Origin of the sequence: Rhizobium sp. CB3090 (genome assembly GCF_029714285.1) — a bacterium.
Classification (GTDB): domain Bacteria; phylum Pseudomonadota; class Alphaproteobacteria; order Rhizobiales; family Rhizobiaceae; genus Rhizobium.
On sequence record NZ_CP121662.1, the window covers coordinates 632775 to 651330 of the forward strand.

Annotated in this window: 21 protein-coding genes; 14 read left to right on the forward strand and 7 right to left on the reverse strand. The window is 59.7% G+C overall.

Annotated features, from left to right (window positions below; translation table 11 throughout):
• Positions 1-156: 156 nt before the first annotated feature.
• A complete protein-coding gene (locus QA646_RS03110) occupies positions 157-546 on the forward strand; it encodes a DUF930 domain-containing protein (RefSeq protein ID WP_283057540.1) in 390 nt (129 codons plus the stop codon).
• 5 nt (positions 547-551) lie between these two features.
• Here QA646_RS03110 and QA646_RS03115 read toward each other — a convergent pair whose 3' ends face one another.
• Together QA646_RS03115 and QA646_RS03120 are read right to left on the reverse strand one after the other, a co-directional pair.
• The gene (locus tag QA646_RS03115; RefSeq protein ID WP_283057542.1) at positions 552-884 is read right to left on the reverse strand and encodes a chaperone modulator CbpM; all 333 of its coding nucleotides are present in this window, start codon (positions 882-884) and stop codon (positions 552-554) included.
• 3 nt (positions 885-887) lie between these two features.
• The gene (locus QA646_RS03120; protein ID WP_283057543.1) at positions 888-1799 is read right to left on the reverse strand and encodes a DnaJ C-terminal domain-containing protein; all 912 of its coding nucleotides are present in this window, start codon (positions 1797-1799) and stop codon (positions 888-890) included.
• A 271-nt stretch (positions 1800-2070) separates the two neighbouring features.
• Between QA646_RS03120 and QA646_RS03125 the strand changes: the two genes are divergently transcribed.
• Positions 2071-2865, forward strand: a complete 795-nt coding sequence (locus QA646_RS03125) for a polysaccharide deacetylase family protein (RefSeq protein ID WP_283057544.1) — start codon at positions 2071-2073, stop codon at positions 2863-2865.
• 27 nt (positions 2866-2892) lie between these two features.
• Here QA646_RS03125 and QA646_RS03130 read toward each other — a convergent pair whose 3' ends face one another.
• Positions 2893-4065, reverse strand: a complete 1173-nt coding sequence (locus QA646_RS03130) for an AI-2E family transporter (protein ID WP_283057545.1) — start codon at positions 4063-4065, stop codon at positions 2893-2895.
• A 99-nt stretch (positions 4066-4164) separates the two neighbouring features.
• Complete coding sequence (locus tag QA646_RS03135; RefSeq protein WP_283057546.1) at positions 4165-5031, reverse strand: VOC family protein; 867 nt, start codon at positions 5029-5031, stop codon at positions 4165-4167.
• A 325-nt stretch (positions 5032-5356) separates the two neighbouring features.
• On the opposite strand from QA646_RS03135, the gene QA646_RS03140 reads away from it, so the two are divergent.
• The gene (locus QA646_RS03140; protein ID WP_283057548.1) at positions 5357-6019 is read left to right on the forward strand and encodes a hemolysin III family protein; all 663 of its coding nucleotides are present in this window, start codon (positions 5357-5359) and stop codon (positions 6017-6019) included.
• Here the strand turns inward: QA646_RS03140 and QA646_RS03145 are convergent.
• On the reverse strand, positions 5994-6509 hold the full coding sequence (locus QA646_RS03145) for a hypothetical protein (RefSeq protein WP_283057549.1): 516 nt from the start codon (positions 6507-6509) through the stop codon (positions 5994-5996). The genes QA646_RS03140 and QA646_RS03145 overlap by 26 nt on opposite strands.
• A gap of 205 nt (positions 6510-6714) precedes the next feature.
• Between QA646_RS03145 and QA646_RS03150 the strand changes: the two genes are divergently transcribed.
• The 9 genes from QA646_RS03150 to QA646_RS03190 all read left to right on the forward strand — a co-directional run bounded on the left by QA646_RS03150 (position 6715) and on the right by QA646_RS03190 (position 14375).
• Positions 6715-7221 (forward strand): GNAT family N-acetyltransferase, encoded by a 507-nt coding sequence (locus QA646_RS03150; protein ID WP_283057550.1) that lies wholly within the window; start codon positions 6715-6717, stop codon positions 7219-7221.
• A gap of 262 nt (positions 7222-7483) precedes the next feature.
• Positions 7484-9859, forward strand: coding sequence for a putative monovalent cation/H+ antiporter subunit A (locus tag QA646_RS03155; protein ID WP_283057551.1), 2376 nt, complete (start codon positions 7484-7486; stop codon positions 9857-9859).
• Complete coding sequence (locus QA646_RS03160) at positions 9856-10275, forward strand: Na+/H+ antiporter subunit B (protein WP_283057552.1); 420 nt, start codon at positions 9856-9858, stop codon at positions 10273-10275. The genes QA646_RS03155 and QA646_RS03160 overlap by 4 nt, the downstream gene beginning before the upstream one ends.
• Entirely contained in the window at positions 10275-10652 is a 378-nt protein-coding gene (locus QA646_RS03165; protein ID WP_283058956.1) for a Na+/H+ antiporter subunit C, read from the forward strand. Before QA646_RS03160 ends, QA646_RS03165 begins: the two co-directional genes overlap by 1 nt.
• 4 nt (positions 10653-10656) lie before the next feature.
• Complete coding sequence (locus QA646_RS03170; protein WP_283057553.1) at positions 10657-12219, forward strand: Na+/H+ antiporter subunit D; 1563 nt, start codon at positions 10657-10659, stop codon at positions 12217-12219.
• Entirely contained in the window at positions 12216-12686 is a 471-nt protein-coding gene (locus tag QA646_RS03175; protein WP_283057555.1) for a Na+/H+ antiporter subunit E, read from the forward strand. The genes QA646_RS03170 and QA646_RS03175 overlap by 4 nt, the downstream gene beginning before the upstream one ends.
• Positions 12683-13051 (forward strand): cation:proton antiporter, encoded by a 369-nt coding sequence (locus QA646_RS03180; RefSeq protein ID WP_283057557.1) that lies wholly within the window; start codon positions 12683-12685, stop codon positions 13049-13051. The genes QA646_RS03175 and QA646_RS03180 overlap by 4 nt, the downstream gene beginning before the upstream one ends.
• Positions 13051-13413 (forward strand): monovalent cation/H(+) antiporter subunit G, encoded by a 363-nt coding sequence (gene mnhG / locus QA646_RS03185; protein ID WP_283057560.1) that lies wholly within the window; start codon positions 13051-13053, stop codon positions 13411-13413. The genes QA646_RS03180 and mnhG overlap by 1 nt, the downstream gene beginning before the upstream one ends.
• A gap of 530 nt (positions 13414-13943) precedes the next feature.
• Positions 13944-14375, forward strand: a complete 432-nt coding sequence (locus QA646_RS03190) for a MucR family transcriptional regulator (RefSeq protein WP_028750805.1) — start codon at positions 13944-13946, stop codon at positions 14373-14375.
• A 76-nt stretch (positions 14376-14451) separates the two neighbouring features.
• On the opposite strand, the gene QA646_RS03195 is transcribed toward QA646_RS03190, so the two are convergent.
• Together QA646_RS03195 and QA646_RS03200 are read right to left on the reverse strand one after the other, a co-directional pair.
• Entirely contained in the window at positions 14452-14874 is a 423-nt protein-coding gene (locus QA646_RS03195; protein ID WP_283057561.1) for a SufE family protein, read from the reverse strand.
• A 136-nt stretch (positions 14875-15010) separates the two neighbouring features.
• The gene (locus tag QA646_RS03200; protein WP_283057562.1) at positions 15011-15487 is read right to left on the reverse strand and encodes a DUF5330 domain-containing protein; all 477 of its coding nucleotides are present in this window, start codon (positions 15485-15487) and stop codon (positions 15011-15013) included.
• Between the two features lie 448 nt (positions 15488-15935).
• Between QA646_RS03200 and QA646_RS03205 the strand changes: the two genes are divergently transcribed.
• Both QA646_RS03205 and QA646_RS03210 read left to right on the forward strand, forming a co-directional pair.
• Positions 15936-17489: an ATP-binding protein gene (locus tag QA646_RS03205; protein WP_283057563.1), complete on the forward strand. Its 1554-nt coding sequence runs from the start codon at positions 15936-15938 to the stop codon at positions 17487-17489.
• Positions 17461-18510 carry a peptidoglycan-binding protein gene (locus QA646_RS03210; RefSeq protein ID WP_283057564.1) on the forward strand — a complete coding sequence of 350 codons (1050 nt, stop codon included), beginning with the start codon at positions 17461-17463 and terminating at the stop codon, positions 18508-18510. The genes QA646_RS03205 and QA646_RS03210 overlap by 29 nt, the downstream gene beginning before the upstream one ends.
• The last annotated feature ends 46 nt before the right edge of the window (positions 18511-18556 follow it).

Below are 18556 nucleotides of genomic sequence, written 5' to 3' on the forward strand. Positions count from 1 at the left end.
GAGTCAGAAGCGCTCGCCCACGCTGACTTGCCTTGATGTGACCACATTCTTTAACGAAGTCCGCGTATGTTGCGTCGATAATAATAAGGCGGCCTTACCGCTTTTCTGGTCGAACGGACGCTTCCCAGCCCGCAGTCAAGCAAGGGATCGGTCTTCATGCTGAAATTCTTCGCCATTCTCATCCCGTTGACAGCCATCGCGACATCCGCTTTTGCCGTGGATGCGACCATGAAGAAGGAATTGGAAAAGCTCGATCCCTCCGAGCGGATGGAACAGACCTGCGATGCCGAGGCAATGAAACGGATTCGCACCGAGAATACCGGGTTCAATCCCGATAAGGTTATCGCCTATACGTTCAGCGACCCTGATATGTCCCCGGATTCGATGAATGCTCCCGGCGCGGTCTTTCGCAGCAAGGGAGACTGGTATCATCTCTCCTATAAGTGCACGACAGGCCCGCAGCATATTGACGTGCGCGATCTGAGCTACGAAATCGGCGAGAAGGTGCCGCGCGATAGCTGGCCGAAATACTATCTCTACGATTGATGCCTTCAGCGCCGTCTTTGCCGTTCCAGCCGGTAGAGCTCGGAGAGAACATGCTCTTGCACATCGAGACTTTGGTGACAGACGGCGTCCGTCAGGTCGCGCAGCGTCCCTCTCAGCCCATGAAGCTGATCCACCAGATCCATGACCAGATCGACGCCGGGCTCGTTGACGCCCATCGCGTTGATCAGGTCCAGGATCAGCTGCCCGCGCGCCAAATCGGCTTCGCGGAAACTCCGGCCTTCACCGGTTGTTTCGGGAGCGAGCCAGCCCTGTTCAATCCAGACCTCCAGCACCGCGTTGTCGATCTCGAGGCGCAAACGAAATTCGCTCTCGTTCATGGCTCAGCCTCCCATGGTCTTTCTGGGATCATACGTCTTGCCGGCCTGCCATTCGGAAACGAAGGCCGTAAGCTCTGCGTCCGGCGCATCCGGCAAGACGATCTTCAACGAGACATAGGCATCGCCGCTGTCCTTGCCATGCACCGGCACACCTTTGCCCTTCAGCCGCAAAACCTTGCCGGTGTTGGAGTTCGGTTGAAGGGTAACCGTGACCGGACCGGAAGGTGTGGGCACGCGGATTTTGCCGCCGAGCACCGCCTCCGCAAGCGAAATCGGCACTTCAAGTCGGATATCGTTGCCATCGCGAACGAAGAAGCGGTGCGGGCGCACATGCACCTCGATCAGCGCATCCCCGGATGCGCCGCCACCAAACCCCGGATCGCCCTTGCCACGCAGGCGCAGCGTCTGCCCGTCGCGGGTGCCCGGCGGTATCTGCACGTCGAGCGCCGGTCCGTGCGGTAGGCTGATCTGCTTTTTCGCGCCGTTGATGGCGTCGAGAAAGTCGACCTCCATGGAATAGTGGCGATCCTGACCCTGCATTCCGGATTGGCCTCGGCTGCGACGTGAAAAGAAGCTGGAAAGTATATCGTCGGCATCGCCGAAATCAGCGAAACCGCCCGTGTTGCGGTAAGGGCCGCGCTGGCCCTCGCTCGTCGCGTAGTCGCGATAATAGCTGCGTGGCGGTTGCTCTGCACCGGTGTTGTCGATCTCGCCGCGGTCGAAGCGTGCGCGCTTTTCCTCGTCGCCCAGGATACCGTAGGCCGCGGAAATTTCCTTGAATTTATCCTCGGCTTGTTTGTCGCCGGGGTTCAGATCGGGATGCAGCTTTTTCGCAAGCTTGCGATAGGCGCTCTGAATGTCTTTTTGGGGGGCGTCCCGCTTTACGCCCAGAATATCGTAGGGATCACGGCTCATGGATGTTTCCCTTTGGGAGCACAGGAAAATACGCAGATAGTGATAGGCAGGTATCGGATCAATCGTATCATAAACGATAGTGCATCGTAGCGGCGACCGCGACGGAACGACCACTGGCGCATTTGTGATAAGCTCAGGCGATGTTATAGGCAGGCCGCCATATTTCCGTCGCCTTGCCGGACGATGGCGGGCGCAGTGGCAAGGAGCCTGTGGCAATCATGGACCTTTTCCGACAGACTTCATTTCATCCGATCCGACCGGTGGCTGCCTGATGAACCGTTTTTTGCTGACGTCCGCATTCCTGCTCGCCGCCGTTCCAGCCGCTTTTGCCGCCGAGCCGGCGGTGAAGCCGGTCGTCTGGCCGCAGCTTCCGCCAAAGGCAACGGCTTCGAACGTAAAGCTGGTCGAACCGCATCTGCACGTCAATCGCGCGGGAAAAGGTGCGCCGCGCATCGCTTTGACCTTCGATGCCTGCATGGGCAAGACCGATCCGCGCATTCTCAGCACATTGGTCGATCATCGTATCCCGGCGACGATCTTCGTTACTGCCCGCTGGCTGCGCAGCAACCCCGAAACGCTTGCCGTCTTCCTCGCTCATCCCGACATTTTCGAACTTGAGGATCACGGTCAGAACCACATCCCGGCGGTCGACATTCCAACTATGGTCTATGGCATTCCGGCCGCCGGCTCGCCGCAGGCGGTCGCGCAGGAGGTCAAAGGCGGCGCCGATGCCATGATTGCCGCCGGCATTCCTCAGCCGCATTGGTTCCGGGGCGCGACAGCAAAATATAGCCTTTCGGCCATCGCTCAGATTCGTGGCATGGGCTATCGCATCGCCGGCTATTCCGTCAACGGCGACAGCGGCTCGCTGCTGCCGGCCAAGATGGTGGAAAAACAATACGCCTCCGCTAGGGATGGCGACGTCATCATCTCGCACATCAACCAGCCGACCCATGCCGCAGGCGAGGGTGTCGCCGCGAGTATCCTGGCGCTGAAGGCCAAGGGCGTGCAGTTCGTTCGCCTGCAGGATATCCCCGAGCAGGGGGACGACGACACGACCAACTGAGGCGGTTGGCCGCGGATCGCTGACGCCTCACTCCGGCAGTTGCGGCTGCACCTTTTCGTCCAGGAACAACTCGTTGACCACGGTCATGACGATCAGCGACAGCGGCAGGGCAAGCATCGCGCCGACCGCGCCCCACATCCAGGTCCAGAAAATGATGGCAAGGAAGACGATGAAGGGATTGAGTTCCCATTGCCGGCCCATAACCGATGGAAAAACCAGATTTTCCACGGTGAGATGAACGGAGAAGAAGGCGACAGCGGGGGCAAGACCGAAGATGATATCGTCATGGGTAATGATGCCGGCGATCGCCAGCGCGGTCGTTATCGTCGTAATGCCGACGAACGGAACGAAGCTGGAGAGGAAAGCAAAGATGCCCCAGAGAATCGGCGCGCTCATGCCGCCGACATAGGCGATAACCGTCATGATGACGCCGAGGCCTGCATAAATCAGCGCGGCCGTCGCAAAGTAGAACCCGAGCACCTGCTCCACCCCATTGATGATGCGGATCGCCGTCAGCCGTGATGTCCTGGTGGTGAAGGTCATGATGATCGTCTTGCGCAGGCTGATGCGGCCTGCGAGGAACAGCAGCAGCGCCGCAAAAAAGAGCAGGCCCTGGACGATGGCAGGCGTGAGGCTGTTGGCGAGGATATGCAGGACGTTGGCGCTGTTTTCGAGCAGCACATTCATCGATATTGGCCCGCTTTCGAAGGTTTGAGGCGTAATGTGCAACCATTTGATCCGTTCGAGATAAGGCATCAGCCGATCTACTGTGCGTTGGAAAACGTCAGGCCCCTCCTGGGCGAGCGTCGCCAACGGGCCTGCGAGTGAGTTGATAATCAGGAAGATGACCAGCGCTACCGCCGACGACAACAGAACGGCGTTGAGGATGCGCGGCACGCCGAGCTTGCTCAGTCTTTCTGCAGCCAGCCCCAGGATCATGCCGACGACGACGGCCAGCGTCACGGGAATGAGGATGATCGACATCATGTAGACGCCGGCGAGCGCCAATACCAGAAAGATGCCGATGATCGCCCAGCCCGAGGCGATATCGAGCCCGTCCTTCTCGACGCGTTTTGCGGATGAGCCATTGTCCAACCGCTCGGTGTCTGCCCTTAATGCATCCACCCAGGCGCTGGAACGGCTTTCGCTCGCCGCCGCCAGTCTGCGCGCCTGTTTGCGTATGCCGTTGGCGATATCCATCCCCGATTCCGTGGCCCGAACCCATTGCCTCGATATGCAAACGCGAAAGGCCCGTCCTGGTTCCGGAACGGGCCTTTCAGCGGGCCTATGGATGGGCGCTCAGGCGATCAAATTCAGCCCGATGCCCCAGGGGTCACGCAGCGAAATGCCGCCGTCGCGCTTTTCCGTCTTGATCTGATGGACATCGAGCGCGGCGACTGCCTTGTCGAGCGCGTCCTTGTCGTTAAAACGCAAAGTGTAGTCGGAAAGGCCGGTCATATCTTCGGACCGGACGCCGGCGCCGCGGCTGTTCCAGGTATTGGCCCCGAGATGATGGTGATAGCCGCCAGTTGCGAGGAAGGTCGCACCGGGATAGCGCGCCGCCATCACCTGCATTCCCAGCACGTCGCGATAGAAGGCATTCGCCTCCGCGACGTCGCCGACCTGCAAATGGATATGACCGATCGCCGTACCCTCGGCCATGCCGTCCCAACGATCCTGCGGCGCGCTTTCGTAAAGCTTCTGCAAATCGAGGCGCAGCGTCGCCATTTCGACGGTCCCGTCGCTGTGGAATTTCCATTGCTCGTGCGGCCGGTCTGCATAGATCTCGATGCCGTTTCCCTCGGGATCGGAAAGATAGATCGCCTCGCTGACGATATGGTCGGATGCGCCTTCGAGGGCGACGCCGTTATGTGCCGCGTGGCGCAGCCAACGAGCAAGCTCGATGCGATCGGGCAGCAGAAAGGCGGTATGGAACAGGCCAGCGGCCGTTTGCGGCGCTCGTTTGGCCGCGCGATCGGCCGTAAGAGTCAAAAGCGGCTGACCGGCAACGCCCAGCACCTCACCGTTGGCTGTCTTTTCAATGACCTTCAGGCCCAGCATGCCTTGATAGAAGCGTGACACCAGCGCAAGGTCGGTGACGACAAGGTGCGAATGGCCGACATAGGCGGGGCGGGTCAGTGCATAGGAGGGGGCGGTTTCGGTCATGCGAGTGTTCCAACCTCAATATTCTGTGAGAGGGCAGCGGCGCGGCGGCGAGAGCGCCGCCAATGGCAGGGCCTGAGAGCTTTCGTCGGTTGATGTGCCTCTTCAGGATTGTCTGGCCCGCCGTACTTGGCTTAGATATGGCAAATTCTGATTGTTCACAGAAGATCAGAAATTGCGGATTGAGCGTTCGCTGCTTGTTGACGGCTGCGTGATCGGCCATCTCGCCATTTACGAAGATTTACCTATATGCCCGTTCCACCCGGTTGTCTCCATCTCCCCGAGGTGCGACGATCAACGTGAGCGCGACCAATGGGAACACGCATGCATGCCCGAAGGGATCCGTTGGGCCTATGATCGATATGAAGTGATCGTTGACAGCATCGTCAACGGCATCGGCGTGGTCTTGGCTTTGATCGGCGCGACCGTGTTGATTTTCTATGCGACGGTATGGAGCTCCGATGGCGAGATTGCCGCAGCCTGGATCTATGGCGTCGGCCTTGTTCTGACGCTGGCGATGTCCTTCGCCTACAATGTATGGCCGGTGTCGCAGACGAAGTGGGTCCTGCGACGTTTCGATCACTCGGCCATTTTCGTTTTGATAGCCGCCACCTATACGCCGTTCCTGGAGCGCGGCGCCGAGGATCCGTTGCTGTTTGCGATGCTGATTGCCATCTGGGTTTTCGCCGGGTTCGGCATCGTGCTGAAATGCGTTTTCCCCGGGCGGTATGACCGGCTGGCTATCCTGCTTTATCTTGCCATGGGCTGGAGCGGCGTGGTGGTGGCGAGGCCCGTTTCTCTGCATATACCATTTGCGTCGATGCTGCTGATCGTGATCGGTGGCGTCATCTATTCGCTTGGCGTGATTTTCCACGTCTGGGAGAAGTTGCGTTTTCAGAACGCCATCTGGCACGGCTTCGTACTTGCCGCTGCCGCCGTGCATTATTCGGCGGTGCTGACCTGTTTCAGCCTGTCACCGGAAAACTTTTGACGATCTGGGTCGTCCTCGTACATTTCCTCGTCGGTTGCAGGCTGCGCACCAGACGCATAACGACGGCGTCAAAACGCTGCATGTCCGTCTTGGGATAGTCCATCTGGAAGAAGGCGGCGGCGCCATTGCAGAGGGCGACGCCGCGCACATAGACGATGCGGCCTTGCCTCGTGCCCGAGAAGCTGATGCCGCGCGAGGTGGATTTCGAATAGGAGATCTGCCAGCCCTCGTTCCTGGCGAGTGCGACGCGGGTATTCGCTTCCGTCGAGAAGTCGCCATCGAGGATATTGGTGCCGAAAACAAGCAGCCGCGCCGACTGATCGGTCGGCGTCAAGGTCAGTCCGTCGCCATTGTCCGAACGGGCCGAAAGACGGAATTCCGGCGGCAGTTCGATCGTATAGCCGAACCGCGCGTTGTCGTACGACCACCAGTCGGTGGCCAGCGCCGGCGCGGCGGAAAAGAGCAGGAGGGCGGTCAGGCGCGCGAGCATTGCGGTTTCCGGGAGGCGGGATCTGCAAACCAGCTATGAATAGCGCATTTTTCAGCAGAAATTCCATAGTGATTCTGAAAATGATTAGAAAATAACTTAGACTCGTTACGGTTTCATTGCGAGCCATGCAGGAATCGCAGATTTACTTCACTAGTATCGCGGAGTATGCCGCATCTGTACCTTAAAACAACTGGACAATGTGACTATGGATCAAGCCGTGCTGCTTCGCGATGCCACCGAGGCTGATCTGCCTGCGATTTGTGAGATCTACAATGACGCGGTCTTGCACACGACAGCGATCTGGAACGATACGCTGGTTGACGTCGACAACCGGACAGAATGGCTCAAAGCGCGCAAGGCGAAGGGCTTTCCGGTCGTTGTTGCGGAAAAGGATGGCAAGGTCGCCGGCTATGCCTCCTACGGCGATTGGCGCGCCTTCGACGGCTACCGCCATACGGTCGAAAACTCCGTCTATGTCGACAAGGATCACCGCGGCCTCGGCATCGGCGAAGGCTTGTTGCGCGAGCTCGTCGCCCGTGCCGCCAGCGGCAATGTCCACGTCATGATCGCTGCCATCGAGGCCGGCAACACCACCTCCATCCGCCTGCATGAAAAGCTCGGCTTCCGCATCGTCGGTCGGTTTTCGGAAGTCGGCACCAAATTCGGCCGCTGGCTGGATCTGACCTGCATGGAGCTGCGCATAGCGGCCTGAGCTGGTCTACCCGCCTATTCCCCTGCCTCGAACAGGAGAGATCATTGATGCGATAGCGCCGTCCGTTGGTGGCGGCCATCGGAGAGGTGGCCGAGATGGGCTTTGCAGGCGTTCAATTATCCGAGCGTGCTGCCGAACATGATTCCGGTGGTTTACCCCTCGGTTTTTCTCGCGCGGGGCTTGAGGCAATCCAGCCTTTAGCCTATCCCAATGAAGACTTTCGGCTTTGCCGGGTTCCGCAATTGTTCAGCAGGGAGAAGACATGGCCAGTGTCACCGGCCTGACATTCCTGGCTTTGTGTCTGCCCTTCCTCGGTGCGATCATCGCGCCCGCCGCCGTCCGCTATCTCGGCCACAATGCGGCCTGGCCGCTGGCGCTTTTCCCGGTACTCGCCTTTCTGCATTTTGCGGGTTTTCTTCCCGGCATTGTCGCCGGCCATAATGTCCAGGATGGCCTCGACTGGGTGCCAAGCCTCGGCTTGCGCTTCTCCTGGCTGATCGACGGCCTGTCGCTGACATTCGCACTGCTGATCACCGGCATCGGGGCGCTGATCGTGCTTTATGCCGGCGGCTATCTCAAGGGACATGTAGACCAAGGCAGATTCTTCTCCTTCATCTTCCTGTTCATGGGGTCGATGCTCGGGCTCGTCGTGTCGGACAGTTTTCTGACGCTGTTCGTGTTTTGGGAACTGACCTCCATCACTTCCTTCCTCCTGATTGGCTTCGATCATCAGCGTCAGGCCGCGCGGCGTGCTGCATTGCAGGCACTGGTCGTTACCGGCGGGGGAGGGCTTTTGCTGCTCGCGGGCCTGTTGTTGATCTGGCAGATCACCGGCGCCGCTGACATGTCCGGTCTGTTGCGGGCCGGCGGCGCACTGCGGGAAAGTCCGCTTTATTTTACCGCGCTGATCCTGGTGCTCGGGGGTGCCTTTACCAAGTCTGCACAGTTTCCCTTCCATTTCTGGCTGCCGAACGCCATGGAGGCGCCGACGCCCGTGTCGGCCTATCTGCATTCCGCAACCATGGTGAAGGCCGGCGTCTATCTCTTGATGAGGCTCAACCCGGCGATGGGCGGCACCGCGGCCTGGGAGACGATTCTGCCGGTCTTCGGTGGCATGACATTGATGGTCGGGACGCTGCTCGCCATCCGCCAGACCGATCTGAAGCTGAAGCTCGCCTATACGACTGTCTCCTCCCTCGGATTGCTGGTGTTGCTTATAGGCTTCGGCTCCGATCATGCGATCGAGGCGGCGGTGCTCTATCTGGTGGCGCATTCGCTGTTCAAAGGCGCGCTGTTCATGGTGGCCGGCATCGTCGATCATGAGACGGGCACGCGCGACATCACCCGTCTTGGCGGCCTGCGCGACGCCATGCCGTTGACCTTTGCCGCCGCTCTGGCGGCAGCAATTTCCATGGGCGGCTTGCCGCCCGCCGTCGGGTTCCTCGCGAAGGAGGAGATTTATGCTGCGCTAACCCAATCCTCTCCTTGGCCGCGCGTGCTGATGATCGTTGCGATTGCCGGCAATGCCCTGATGTTCGCCATCGCCTTCGCCGTGGCGCTCAAGCCTTTCATCGGCGCGCGCGTGGAGACGCCGAAACATCCGCATGAGGCGCCGCCGCTGCTCTGGCTCGGCCCCGTTCTGCTCGCCATTCTCGGTCTAGCCGCTGCCATGGTCTCGGGTTTTTGGCACACTTATGTATCCTCGCCGATGGCAAGTGCCGTCGGCGGCAAGGCGATGCAGATATCGATCTCGCTCGTTCCACATTTTGGTGTGCCTTTGGCGCTCTCCGCCTTGACCATACTGATCGGCACCTTCGTCTATTGGAAGTTCGGTCGCGCCCGCTTTTTCATGGCGGTGGTGTTGCGCAAACTCGGCCCGGGACCGGATCACGGCTTCGATGCTTTCATCTCGGGGTTGGTGCGTCTTTCACATACCGTATCCCGCTTTCTGCAGCCCGGCCGGTTGGAGATTTACGTCACAGTCACCTTCCTTTGCGTTGCCGCAATGCTGCTGACGCCGCCGGTGCTCTATGGCGAACTGCCCGCTATCCCATCATGGCCGGATATGCAGTGGCATGAAGCGGCGATTTTCCTCATCGCCGTCATCGGTCTTGCGGCCGTCATTGCTGCCCGTGATCGGCTGACGGCGATCGTTTCGCTCGGCATTCAAGGTTTTGCCGTCGCCGTCATCTTCCTGCTCTTCGGTGCGCCGGATCTGTCCTTCACGCAGTTCATGGTCGAGACCCTCTCCGTCGTCATCCTGGCGCTGGTGATGACGCGGCTGCGCCTGTCGGCCGCCGATCGCCGTTCGCCGTTGCAGATGCTGTTTCATGGAGCGCTTGCCATCGCCTGCGGCCTCGGTTTCGGATTGCTGCTCTTGAAGGTCACGCAAGCACCCTTCGACGCGGCGTTGACGGTGTTCTTCAACCACTATTCCAAGCTGATCGCCCATGGCGCCAACGTCGTCAACGTGATCATCGTCGACTTCCGCGGCACGGACACGCTCGGCGAGATCGCCGTCGTTACCATTACCGGCCTTGCCATTCTGGCGCTGATCCGCATCCGCGCCGGCGGTGAGCGCAAGCTTGCCGCCAACGACCCCGACGTGAAAGAGACGATGGAGACCGATCGTCCATGAACACCGTCATTTTCCGGACTGCTGCGCCATTTTTGACCGCCTTGATGCTGCTCTTCTCCGTCTTCGTGCTGCTGCGTGGTCATAATGAACCTGGCGGTGGCTTCATCGGTGGGTTGATCGCGGCGTCCGCACTGGCGATCTATGGCATTGCTTGCGGCGTAACGGCGGTGCGCCGGGCCATCATCTTTCATCCGCTGACGATTGCCGGTTTCGGTCTGCTGGCATCGACGGCTGCCGGCTTGCTGTCGATCTTCTCGGGCGTGCCCTTTATGACCGGGCTATGGATCTATCCGCATCTCTTCGGCGTCGAGGTGCCGCTTTCGAGTGTCATGTTGTTCGATGCCGGGGTCTATCTGGTCGTTGTCGGCGCCATCACCTCGATCGCGCTGGCGCTCGAGGAGCGGGAGGTGGAATGATGGAGGTGGTCTTTGCGACGCTCGTCGGCCTGTTCTTCGCCGCCGCGATCTATCTGATGCTGTCGAAGTTTTCGATCCGCATCATGCTCGGCATCGCAATCCTCGGCAACGCCGTCAACCTGCTGCTGTTTACGGCCGGCCGAGTGACGCCCGAAGTGCCGCCGATCATTCCGGCCGGCGCCGATATGCTCGATGCGAACGCCGCCAATCCGCTGCCGCAGGCTCTCATCCTGACGGCAATCGTCATATCTTTTTCTTTCCTCGCCTTCCTGCTGGTGCTGACCTATCGGGCTTATCAAGACCTCAAGACCGACAATACCGGTGAAATGCGGCTGGCAGAACCGGAAGAGCGGCCGTTGCCGCCTTTGGGATATTGACCACATGGCAGCGCCGACCAACACCGCTCTCGATCTTTCCGCCGCCCTGGTGACAGCGCCGGTGCAAGCAAGTCACTGGCTGGTCATCCTGCCGGTGGCCCTGTGTATCGGCCTCGGCGCAATTTTGATGATGTTGCGCGACCGGACCGCACTGCACGGCTGGATCGCCATTCCCGGCCTGGCCCTGCTGGTGCTGATCGATGCGGCTTTGCTTTATAAGGTAGCGGTGGACGGGCCGGTGACCATGGTCATGGGCCGCTGGCTGCCGCCTTTCGGCATTGCCTTCAGCGCCGACCTTCTCGGCGCAGTCATGGCGCTGGCGGCGGCAATCGTGGCTCTGGCAGCGAGCCTCTATGCACTTGGCGAGATTACGACCAGCGGTCGTCGCTACGGCTTCTTTCCATTTCTCATGCTCTTACTTGCCGGCGTCAGCGGCGCATTTCTGACCGGCGATATCTTCAATCTCTATGTCTGGTTCGAAGTCCTGTTGATTTCCTCGTTCGGCCTGCTGATCCTCGGCTCGGAGCGTGAGCAGATCGACGGCGCTTTGAAATATGCGGTGCTGAACCTCATTGCCACGACGCTGTTTCTCGTTTCTGTCGGCTGCCTCTATGCCGTCTTCGGCACGCTCAACATGGCCGATATCGCGATGAAGGCGAGGGTGCCCGGCAATCCGGCACCATTGATGACGCTTGCCGGCTTGTTCCTCCTCGCGTTCGGCATGAAGGCCGCGGCATTCCCGGTCAATTTCTGGCTGCCGGCGTCCTACCATACGCCGCGCATTACCGTTTCGGCGCTTTTTGCCGGCCTGCTGACCAAGGTTGGCATCTATGCCCTGATCAGGGTTTTGGTGATGCTGCTGCCTGTCGAGCACGCCGGGCTGGGCCCGATCACCGCGATCGTTGCCATTGCGACCATGCTGGCCGGCGTGCTCGGCGCGCTCGGCGAAAGCGATATCCGCCGCCTGTTCGGCTATGTCGTCATTTCCGGTATCGGCACCATGCTTGCCGGCGTCGCGCTTGGCAGTGCCGGCGGTCTCAGCGGCACGATCTTCTATGCGCTGCATTCCATGGTGCTGATGACAGCGCTTTATCTGCTGAGCGGCCAGGTGGCCAGGCTTGGTGGCGGCTTCTCGCTCGCCGCACTCGGCGGGCTTTACCGACAAAATAGCTGGTTCGCCGGTCTGTCGCTGGTGCTGTTTTTCGCCGCTTGCGGCCTGCCGCCATTTTCCGGCTTCTGGCCCAAGGTCATTCTGGTGAAGGCGGCGCTAGACGCGGGCGCCTGGTGGATTGCCGCTGCGATCCTGTTGACCGGCTTTCTCACCACCATAGTCTTTGGCCGCATCTTTCTGCTGGCCTATTGGCGCCCAGGATCGGCACAGGATATTGCCGTGCCGCAGCCGATCGCCTGGCACGCCGGCTTGCCGCTGGCCGCTCTTGCCGCCTTGATCATAGGATTTGGTCTGTTTCCCGAGCGTCTGTTGCACCTGACGCAGCTTGCTGCCGGTGGCCTCGAAGACCCCTCGGCCTACCTGCATTCCGTCTTTCCGGAAGGAGCGGCCCAATGATCATGTTCGTCTTCAACCTGCTGCTCGCCATCGTCTGGGTCGCCGTCACCGGCAGCGCCTCTTTTCTCAATCTCGTTTTTGGCTTCGCCCTCTCGGCGCTCGCCCTGGCAACCGTACGCGGGTCCTACGGCGCACTCTATCTCGGGCGTATCGGGCGGATTTTGATGCTGTTGCTGCTGTTCCTACGCGAACTCGCCAAATCGGCGTGGGCGGTTGCGGTAACCGTCATGAGCCCGAAAATGGATGTGAAACCCGGCATCTTCGCCTTTCCGCTGACCGTCGACCGCGATTTCGAGATCACTCTGCTTGCCAATCTCATCACCCTGACGCCCGGCACGCTTTCGGTCGACGTTTCCGACGACCGAAAGACGCTCTACGTGCATGCGCTCGACTGCTCCGATCCGGAGGCGGTGAAACGCAGCATAACCGAGGGTTTCGAGCGCCGAATCATGGAGGCTTTCCGATGATTGCCGCTTCCATCGTCTCCGCCGCTGCCATGGTGTCGCTCGCTATTCTCAGCTTGGCCTTCCTGCTCACCGTCTTTCGTGTGGTGATCGGTCCGACTTTGCCCGACCGGGTGCTTGCGCTCGACATGCTGGCGGCGCTCGCCATCGGCTTCATCGCCGTCATAGCCATCAAGACCGGCTTCACACTTTATATTGATATCGCCATCGCGCTCGGTCTTGTCGGTTTTCTCGCAACCGTGGCCTTTGCCCGGTTCATCCTGACCAACGGCGCTTCGGATCAGGCCGAACGGCAGCCGTCTGCGGCGACTGTGGGCGAGAAGAAGCAGGTTCGCAAGGATGGCCGTCGCAAGAAGGGAGGGCGGTAATGGAACTTGTCGCTGCCATCATCGTCGCCTTCCTGCTCCTGGTGGGCGCGCTGTTTTCACTGATCGCGTCGATCGGTATGGTCCGCCTGCCGGATCTCTATAGCCGCATGCACGCCGCTTCGAAGGCGGGCACCGTCGGTTCCGGCCTGTTGCTGCTTGCAGTCGGTGTTCATTCGCAGGATCTGCCGATATTGGCGCGGGCACTGGCCGGTTTCGTATTTTTCGTCTTGACCGCGCCGATTTCCGCCCATCTTCTCGCACGTGCCGCCCACAAGGCCGGTCACCGCCTGATGCCACCATCCGTCCGCGATGATCTTTCGAAAGGACTGGTGAAGCGGCGTTCATACAAAATGAAAAGCTAACAAACGCTTGGATTGCCACAAAAGTGAATAGAAATTCTCGTCGTTAGTTACCTATTTTTAATAGATGAGAATTTTGCAAAGAAATGATAGAATTAAAAACTGGACATTTGGAGAAAGAGTGGTAATCCAGATTCAAGTAGAGTTCTGATGTTGAGTTATCTCAACCGGCTTTAAGTGCCCGATGCTTTGATCTTTCTTTCAAACAACGACGGGCAAAACTTTCTTCCGGTTAAGGATTGGCGGACCTACCTCCGTCATCACTGATTCTATCGTCAGACGGTATAAAAACGGGTTTCGTTGCACGAAGTCTAGGGGTGGATTTCGTATTGCGGGCAATTTGGCATGAAATGCCCCGTTTTTTGCTGATGCTGCTACGAATATGGGCAATGCCGTTCGCGGTGTGTCCAGTGCATGCGCTTTGAAAATCAGGGCGGTTTTCGAAGGATTATGCGCAAATTCTAAAGTTATGCTGTGTTATGTGCTCCTTTGAGGCATAGCGCAGTAGGCAAGCCGATGAACAGGAGAACAAAATGACAGATACGGCCCTTGGCAATGGCCAGGATTTGCTGGTTGAGCTAACCGCCGACATCGTGGCGGCGTATGTCAGCAATCATGTAGTCCCGGTCAGCGACCTTCCGAATCTGATTTCCGACGTACATTCCGCCTTGAGCAACACCTCGGCGCCGGCTCCTGCCGTTACCGTGGTTGAAAAGCAGAAGCCGGCCGTATCCGTTCGTAAATCGGTACAGGATGATCAGATCACCTGCCTGGAATGCGGCGGCAGCTTCAAGTCGTTGAAGCGCCACCTGATGACCCATCACGGTCTTTCGCCTGAAGAATATCGTGAGAAGTGGGATTTGGCGGCTGACTACCCGATGGTTGCGCCCGCCTATGCAGAAGCCCGTTCGCGTCTCGCGAAGGAGATGGGTCTTGGCCAGCGCCGCAAGCGCGGTAGCCGATAAGTTCCTGAGCCAACGACAGATCGATAAAAAAACCCGGTGTCGAGCCGGGTTTTTCGTATCGCCGGCGTGGCAGGATTTATGCCGCGGCGCGTACTCTCGCCTCTTCGCGGATACGCTTGATCATCGAGCGCAATCCGTTGGCGCGCTGCGAGGAAAGATGTTCGACGAGGCCGATCTTGCCGAAGACGTCGAGGGCATCGAGCGCGGCGATCTCGGAGGCCTGCTTGTCGGAATAGGTGGCAAGCACGATCGCCACCAGCCCGCGCACGATATGCGCATCCGAATCACCTTCGAAGGTCAGGATCGGATTTTCCGGATCGCCCGCAGCGTGGGTCACGAGCCAGACCTGACTGGCACAGCCCTGCACCTTGTTTTCCAGCGTCCGTTTCTCTTCCGGCAAATCCGGCAGCGCCTTGCCCAGCTCGATCACATAGCGATAGCGATCCTCCCAGTCGTCCAGGAAGGAGAAATCCTCAATGATCTGCTCAAGCCTCGCCATCATGCCCGTCCAATTGTCTATTTGCTTGGATATAGGTGAAAAGGCCGATGATTTGAACCCATGACAAAAAAGAACGCCGCGAGCGATGGCGGGCTCACGGCGCATAAGTGGAGGCAGGCATCGATGGAAGCGGAGATCAGGTGCGCGGTTTCGGCATCGGCACCGGAACATAAGGCGGCAGCCTGACCGTGCCGGTAACGACCGCATCGGCCGTCTCGGTGTTGAGGGTACGCTTGGCGGGCATTGGCTGTGCCACAGCCGCAGCCTGTTCACGGTTGACAACGGGGACAGACGCAGCCTGGCTGGCAGCCGCCTCTTCGCCGGACTTGTCGTCCTTGAAGTGCTGGCCGAGGAGATCGTAGGCGACGCGGGCGCCGTCACGAGCCTGATATCCGAGCGCAGTCAGCGTTTCGCCGCCTTTCAGGCAGACATCGGGTTTCTCCGTGCACATGGCGCCGACATATTGCATGACGCCGCTTGCGGCCGAAAAGGCATCGGAAATCTGTACTTTCGGTTCGTCGGCCGATCGCGGAGCGCCATCGGGCTTGGCGAAGATCGGCAGGAACATGAGAACCAGTGAAAACCAGAACCCTGCTCTAATGAGAAACCACATTGTCTTGCCATCCTCTATTTCGTTCGGTCTTGCTGCCGATCGGACGCGTTTGCCTGATGTGCTCAGACCTTATTCGACAGAGGACAACACCGCTTTTCAAAACTTGGATGCATTTTCGGCAAATTTGATTCAAATTGTAGCAATCGGCATTTCACGCACATTTGCATCGAATTGTAGCGATTGCTGTTAAGTATGTCTCGGCCGATCTGCCTGATATCCCGGGCCTTGCGGGCGCCGACATCGGCACAAAGGTTAACGTGTGACGGAAATCTAAATAAAATCCGCTGCTTACCCGCTGTTAACCACAAAAACCAAAGGTCTTGCGATGTGCGTCAAAACGAGATTTTCGGGCTTTTTCGACGGATCCGCGCCCCCGTCCTTTATTGTTTCCTTAAGTCGCCAAGGCCTATTGTGCGGTTGAATAACTGACCGTTGTACGGGTTTTGGTGTGCGCGTATTGAGTAACATTGCTGGCAGGGCTGGAGCCCTCGTGGACCGGGCAGGCGGAAGCTGGCTTTCCCGGACAAGCGGGAACGGTGAGGTCCGTGGACAGGAGCTGGCGATCCTGCGCCGGCTCGCGCTCGCCTCCTCTGCGGCTCTTGTCGTCGTTCCAACGGGGCTGTCCTTCATTACCAGTCCCGCCGTGGCGCTGCCGGTTGGCGTTGCTACCGTCTGCGCCGGCTTCCTGTTTTCCGCCGTCGGCAGCATTGCCCTGTCGCGCCTGCGTCCGGCCTCCCTGCCGGTCGAGGCCGTCGTTGTCGAGCATCGTGATCTGATGCTGGAGGCGGCTTGTGGTCTTGTACTCCTGTTCGATCCGCAGGGCAGCGTCACCGCTGTCGGCGGCCGCGATCGCGCCGAATTCCTGAGCTGGATGCGCGATCCCTCCGGCCGCGGTTTTGTCGAACAGGTTCATGTTTCCGATCGCATCCTCTTTCTGCAGGCGGTCGATATGCTTCGCCAGGGCAGTGAGGCCCTCGGCGTCGATTTGCGCCTGGAACGCTCGGCCGTTCTGGAAGGCAATGACCAGTTCGTCCATATCCGCATGGAAATGAGTGCGCGACGCGACAGCGAAGGCCGGTTGACCGGCATTGTCAGCCAGTCGCGTGATATTTCTTACGATCAGCAGCTTCGCGAGCAGGCTGCACGCAAGGCGGCGGAGGCGGAATCGGCCAATGACGCCAAGTCGCGGTTCCTCGCTGCCGTCAGCCATGAACTGCGAACGCCGCTCAATGCCATCCTCGGCTTTTCCGATATCCTCAGCGGCGAATATTTCGGCAAACTCGAGAATAATCGCCAGCGCGAATATGTCGGCCTGATCCGCCAGTCCGGAGCGCACCTGCTCTCCGTGGTCAACACCATGCTCGACATGAGCAAGATCGAGGCCGGCCGTTACGAACTTCTGCTCGAGCCTTTCCCCATCGAAGCCTCCATCGGCACTTGCGAAGCGATGCTGGCCCTGCAGGCAAAGGAAAAGGGATTGACGTTGACGAGCCGGGTGCAGCGTGGGCTTGGCGATATCGTCGCCGATCAGCGCGCCATCCAGCAGATACTCATCAATCTTGTCGGCAACGCCATCAAGTTCACCGATGCGGGCGGTGCCGTCACCATAGATGCGGCAATGACCGACGGAATGTTGAAGCTCTCGGTCAGCGACACCGGCATCGGCATCGCTACCGAAAGGCTCGCCTCGCTCGGCCAGCCTTTCGTGCAGATCCAGAACGATTATACTCGCCGCTACGCCGGCACTGGGCTGGGCCTGTCGCTGGTCAAGGGGCTTGTGGCGCTGCATGGCGGCAGTTTCGCTATCGCCAGTGCGCCAGGTGAGGGCACTGTCATCACGATCCTTATCCCGTTCGACGGCTCCGGTGCCGTGACGGTGCAACAGCCTGTGGATGTCAACCGCACGGTCGATTTTCCGCCACGTCTGAAACATAATCTGGAGATGAGCGAGAAGCGCAAAGAGGAAGAGGTGAATGGCCCCGCAAAAGCGAAAATCGCCTAAGGGAAAGGGGAGGGGCAAGCGCAAGCAGCCCGGCCTTGCTTCCCGAGGAGCGGTTGCCGTTGGCAGCCTTGGCCTGCGCGGTGCCGGCGCGCTGGGTGGCCTCGGCGTGCGTGGTGTCGGCGCCTTGGCTACCCTGTGCGGCGGCGTTGTCGGCCGCCATCCGGCGGTCGCTGCCGGCGTCGCAATCTTTCTCGCGGTCTTTGGTTTCGTGACTGCCAATGCACTCTGGTATCAGCCGGGCACGCACCCATCGCCATTGCTGCGCACGCGCGACCCCAACTCTCCCTATCAGATCCCCGGCCGAAAAGCCTTCCTGCATGCGCAGCAGGCCGATACCGGCAACGTCACCACGTTCCGCATCGAGCGGCAGGACGCGGCAACCGTGAATGCCGCTTCGTCCGCACCGGTTCAAACCGCCAGCCTGCCGGCAACGCAAGCGCCGGCTGGGGCCACCGTGGCACCGTCGAAGTTGGTTGCCGATGTGCAGGCCGAACTGATCCGCCGTGGCCTTTATGACGGTGCAGCCGACGGTGTCACCGGATCGCGCACGACAGCCGCCATCCTGTTCTTCCAGGAAGCGTCCGGCCTGGCGCAGACCGGCGTCGCAAGCCCGGAGCTGCTGGCTGCGCTGAAGGCCAATGATATCGGCACCCGCGCCCTCGCCTCCGCCCCTGGCAAAACGACGGTTGCGGCCGTCCCAGCGGAACGGCCTATCAATGTCTCGGCCAAGGCTTCCACCATCGATCCCGTCGCGGCAGCCATTCAGAGCGCGGAGAAGGATATCAGGACGGGCGCCGCTCCCAGAAGCGCGCCAAGCGACGCGGTCAATACCGTCAACATGGTGATGCAGATCCAGAAGGGCCTCAGCAATATCGCCTACAGCAATGTCAGCGTCGACGGCGTTGCCGGCGAACAGACCAAAGCCGCCATCCGCCGGTTCCAGAAACACTATCGGCTGCCGGAAACCGGCGAGCCCGACTTGGCAGTCCTGAAGAAATTGCAGGACATCGGCGCGCTTTAATCCTTCCCTTGATTGCTTCGCTTTCGACCGGCCGCTATAGCTCAAC

Bases quoted from the DNA above. Each gene is read 5' to 3' on its own strand.
- QA646_RS03110 (WP_283057540.1), top strand. From the start codon at position 157: ATGCTGAAATTCTTCGCCATTCTCATCCCGTTGACAGCCATCGCGACA.
- QA646_RS03115 (WP_283057542.1), bottom strand. From the start codon at position 884: ATGAACGAGAGCGAATTTCGTTTGCGCCTCGAGATCGACAACGCGGTG.
- QA646_RS03120 (WP_283057543.1), bottom strand. From the start codon at position 1,799: ATGAGCCGTGATCCCTACGATATTCTGGGCGTAAAGCGGGACGCCCCC.
- QA646_RS03125 (WP_283057544.1), top strand. From the start codon at position 2,071: ATGAACCGTTTTTTGCTGACGTCCGCATTCCTGCTCGCCGCCGTTCCA.
- QA646_RS03130 (WP_283057545.1), bottom strand. From the start codon at position 4,065: ATGGATATCGCCAACGGCATACGCAAACAGGCGCGCAGACTGGCGGCG.
- QA646_RS03135 (WP_283057546.1), bottom strand. From the start codon at position 5,031: ATGACCGAAACCGCCCCCTCCTATGCACTGACCCGCCCCGCCTATGTC.
- QA646_RS03140 (WP_283057548.1), top strand. From the start codon at position 5,357: ATGCCCGAAGGGATCCGTTGGGCCTATGATCGATATGAAGTGATCGTT.
- QA646_RS03145 (WP_283057549.1), bottom strand. From the start codon at position 6,509: ATGCTCGCGCGCCTGACCGCCCTCCTGCTCTTTTCCGCCGCGCCGGCG.
- QA646_RS03150 (WP_283057550.1), top strand. From the start codon at position 6,715: ATGGATCAAGCCGTGCTGCTTCGCGATGCCACCGAGGCTGATCTGCCT.
- QA646_RS03155 (WP_283057551.1), top strand. From the start codon at position 7,484: ATGGCCAGTGTCACCGGCCTGACATTCCTGGCTTTGTGTCTGCCCTTC.
- QA646_RS03160 (WP_283057552.1), top strand. From the start codon at position 9,856: ATGAACACCGTCATTTTCCGGACTGCTGCGCCATTTTTGACCGCCTTG.
- QA646_RS03165 (WP_283058956.1), top strand. From the start codon at position 10,275: ATGGAGGTGGTCTTTGCGACGCTCGTCGGCCTGTTCTTCGCCGCCGCG.
- QA646_RS03170 (WP_283057553.1), top strand. From the start codon at position 10,657: ATGGCAGCGCCGACCAACACCGCTCTCGATCTTTCCGCCGCCCTGGTG.
- QA646_RS03175 (WP_283057555.1), top strand. From the start codon at position 12,216: ATGATCATGTTCGTCTTCAACCTGCTGCTCGCCATCGTCTGGGTCGCC.
- QA646_RS03180 (WP_283057557.1), top strand. From the start codon at position 12,683: ATGATTGCCGCTTCCATCGTCTCCGCCGCTGCCATGGTGTCGCTCGCT.
- mnhG (WP_283057560.1), top strand. From the start codon at position 13,051: ATGGAACTTGTCGCTGCCATCATCGTCGCCTTCCTGCTCCTGGTGGGC.
- QA646_RS03190 (WP_028750805.1), top strand. From the start codon at position 13,944: ATGACAGATACGGCCCTTGGCAATGGCCAGGATTTGCTGGTTGAGCTA.
- QA646_RS03195 (WP_283057561.1), bottom strand. From the start codon at position 14,874: ATGGCGAGGCTTGAGCAGATCATTGAGGATTTCTCCTTCCTGGACGAC.
- QA646_RS03200 (WP_283057562.1), bottom strand. From the start codon at position 15,487: ATGTGGTTTCTCATTAGAGCAGGGTTCTGGTTTTCACTGGTTCTCATG.
- QA646_RS03210 (WP_283057564.1), top strand. From the start codon at position 17,461: ATGGCCCCGCAAAAGCGAAAATCGCCTAAGGGAAAGGGGAGGGGCAAG.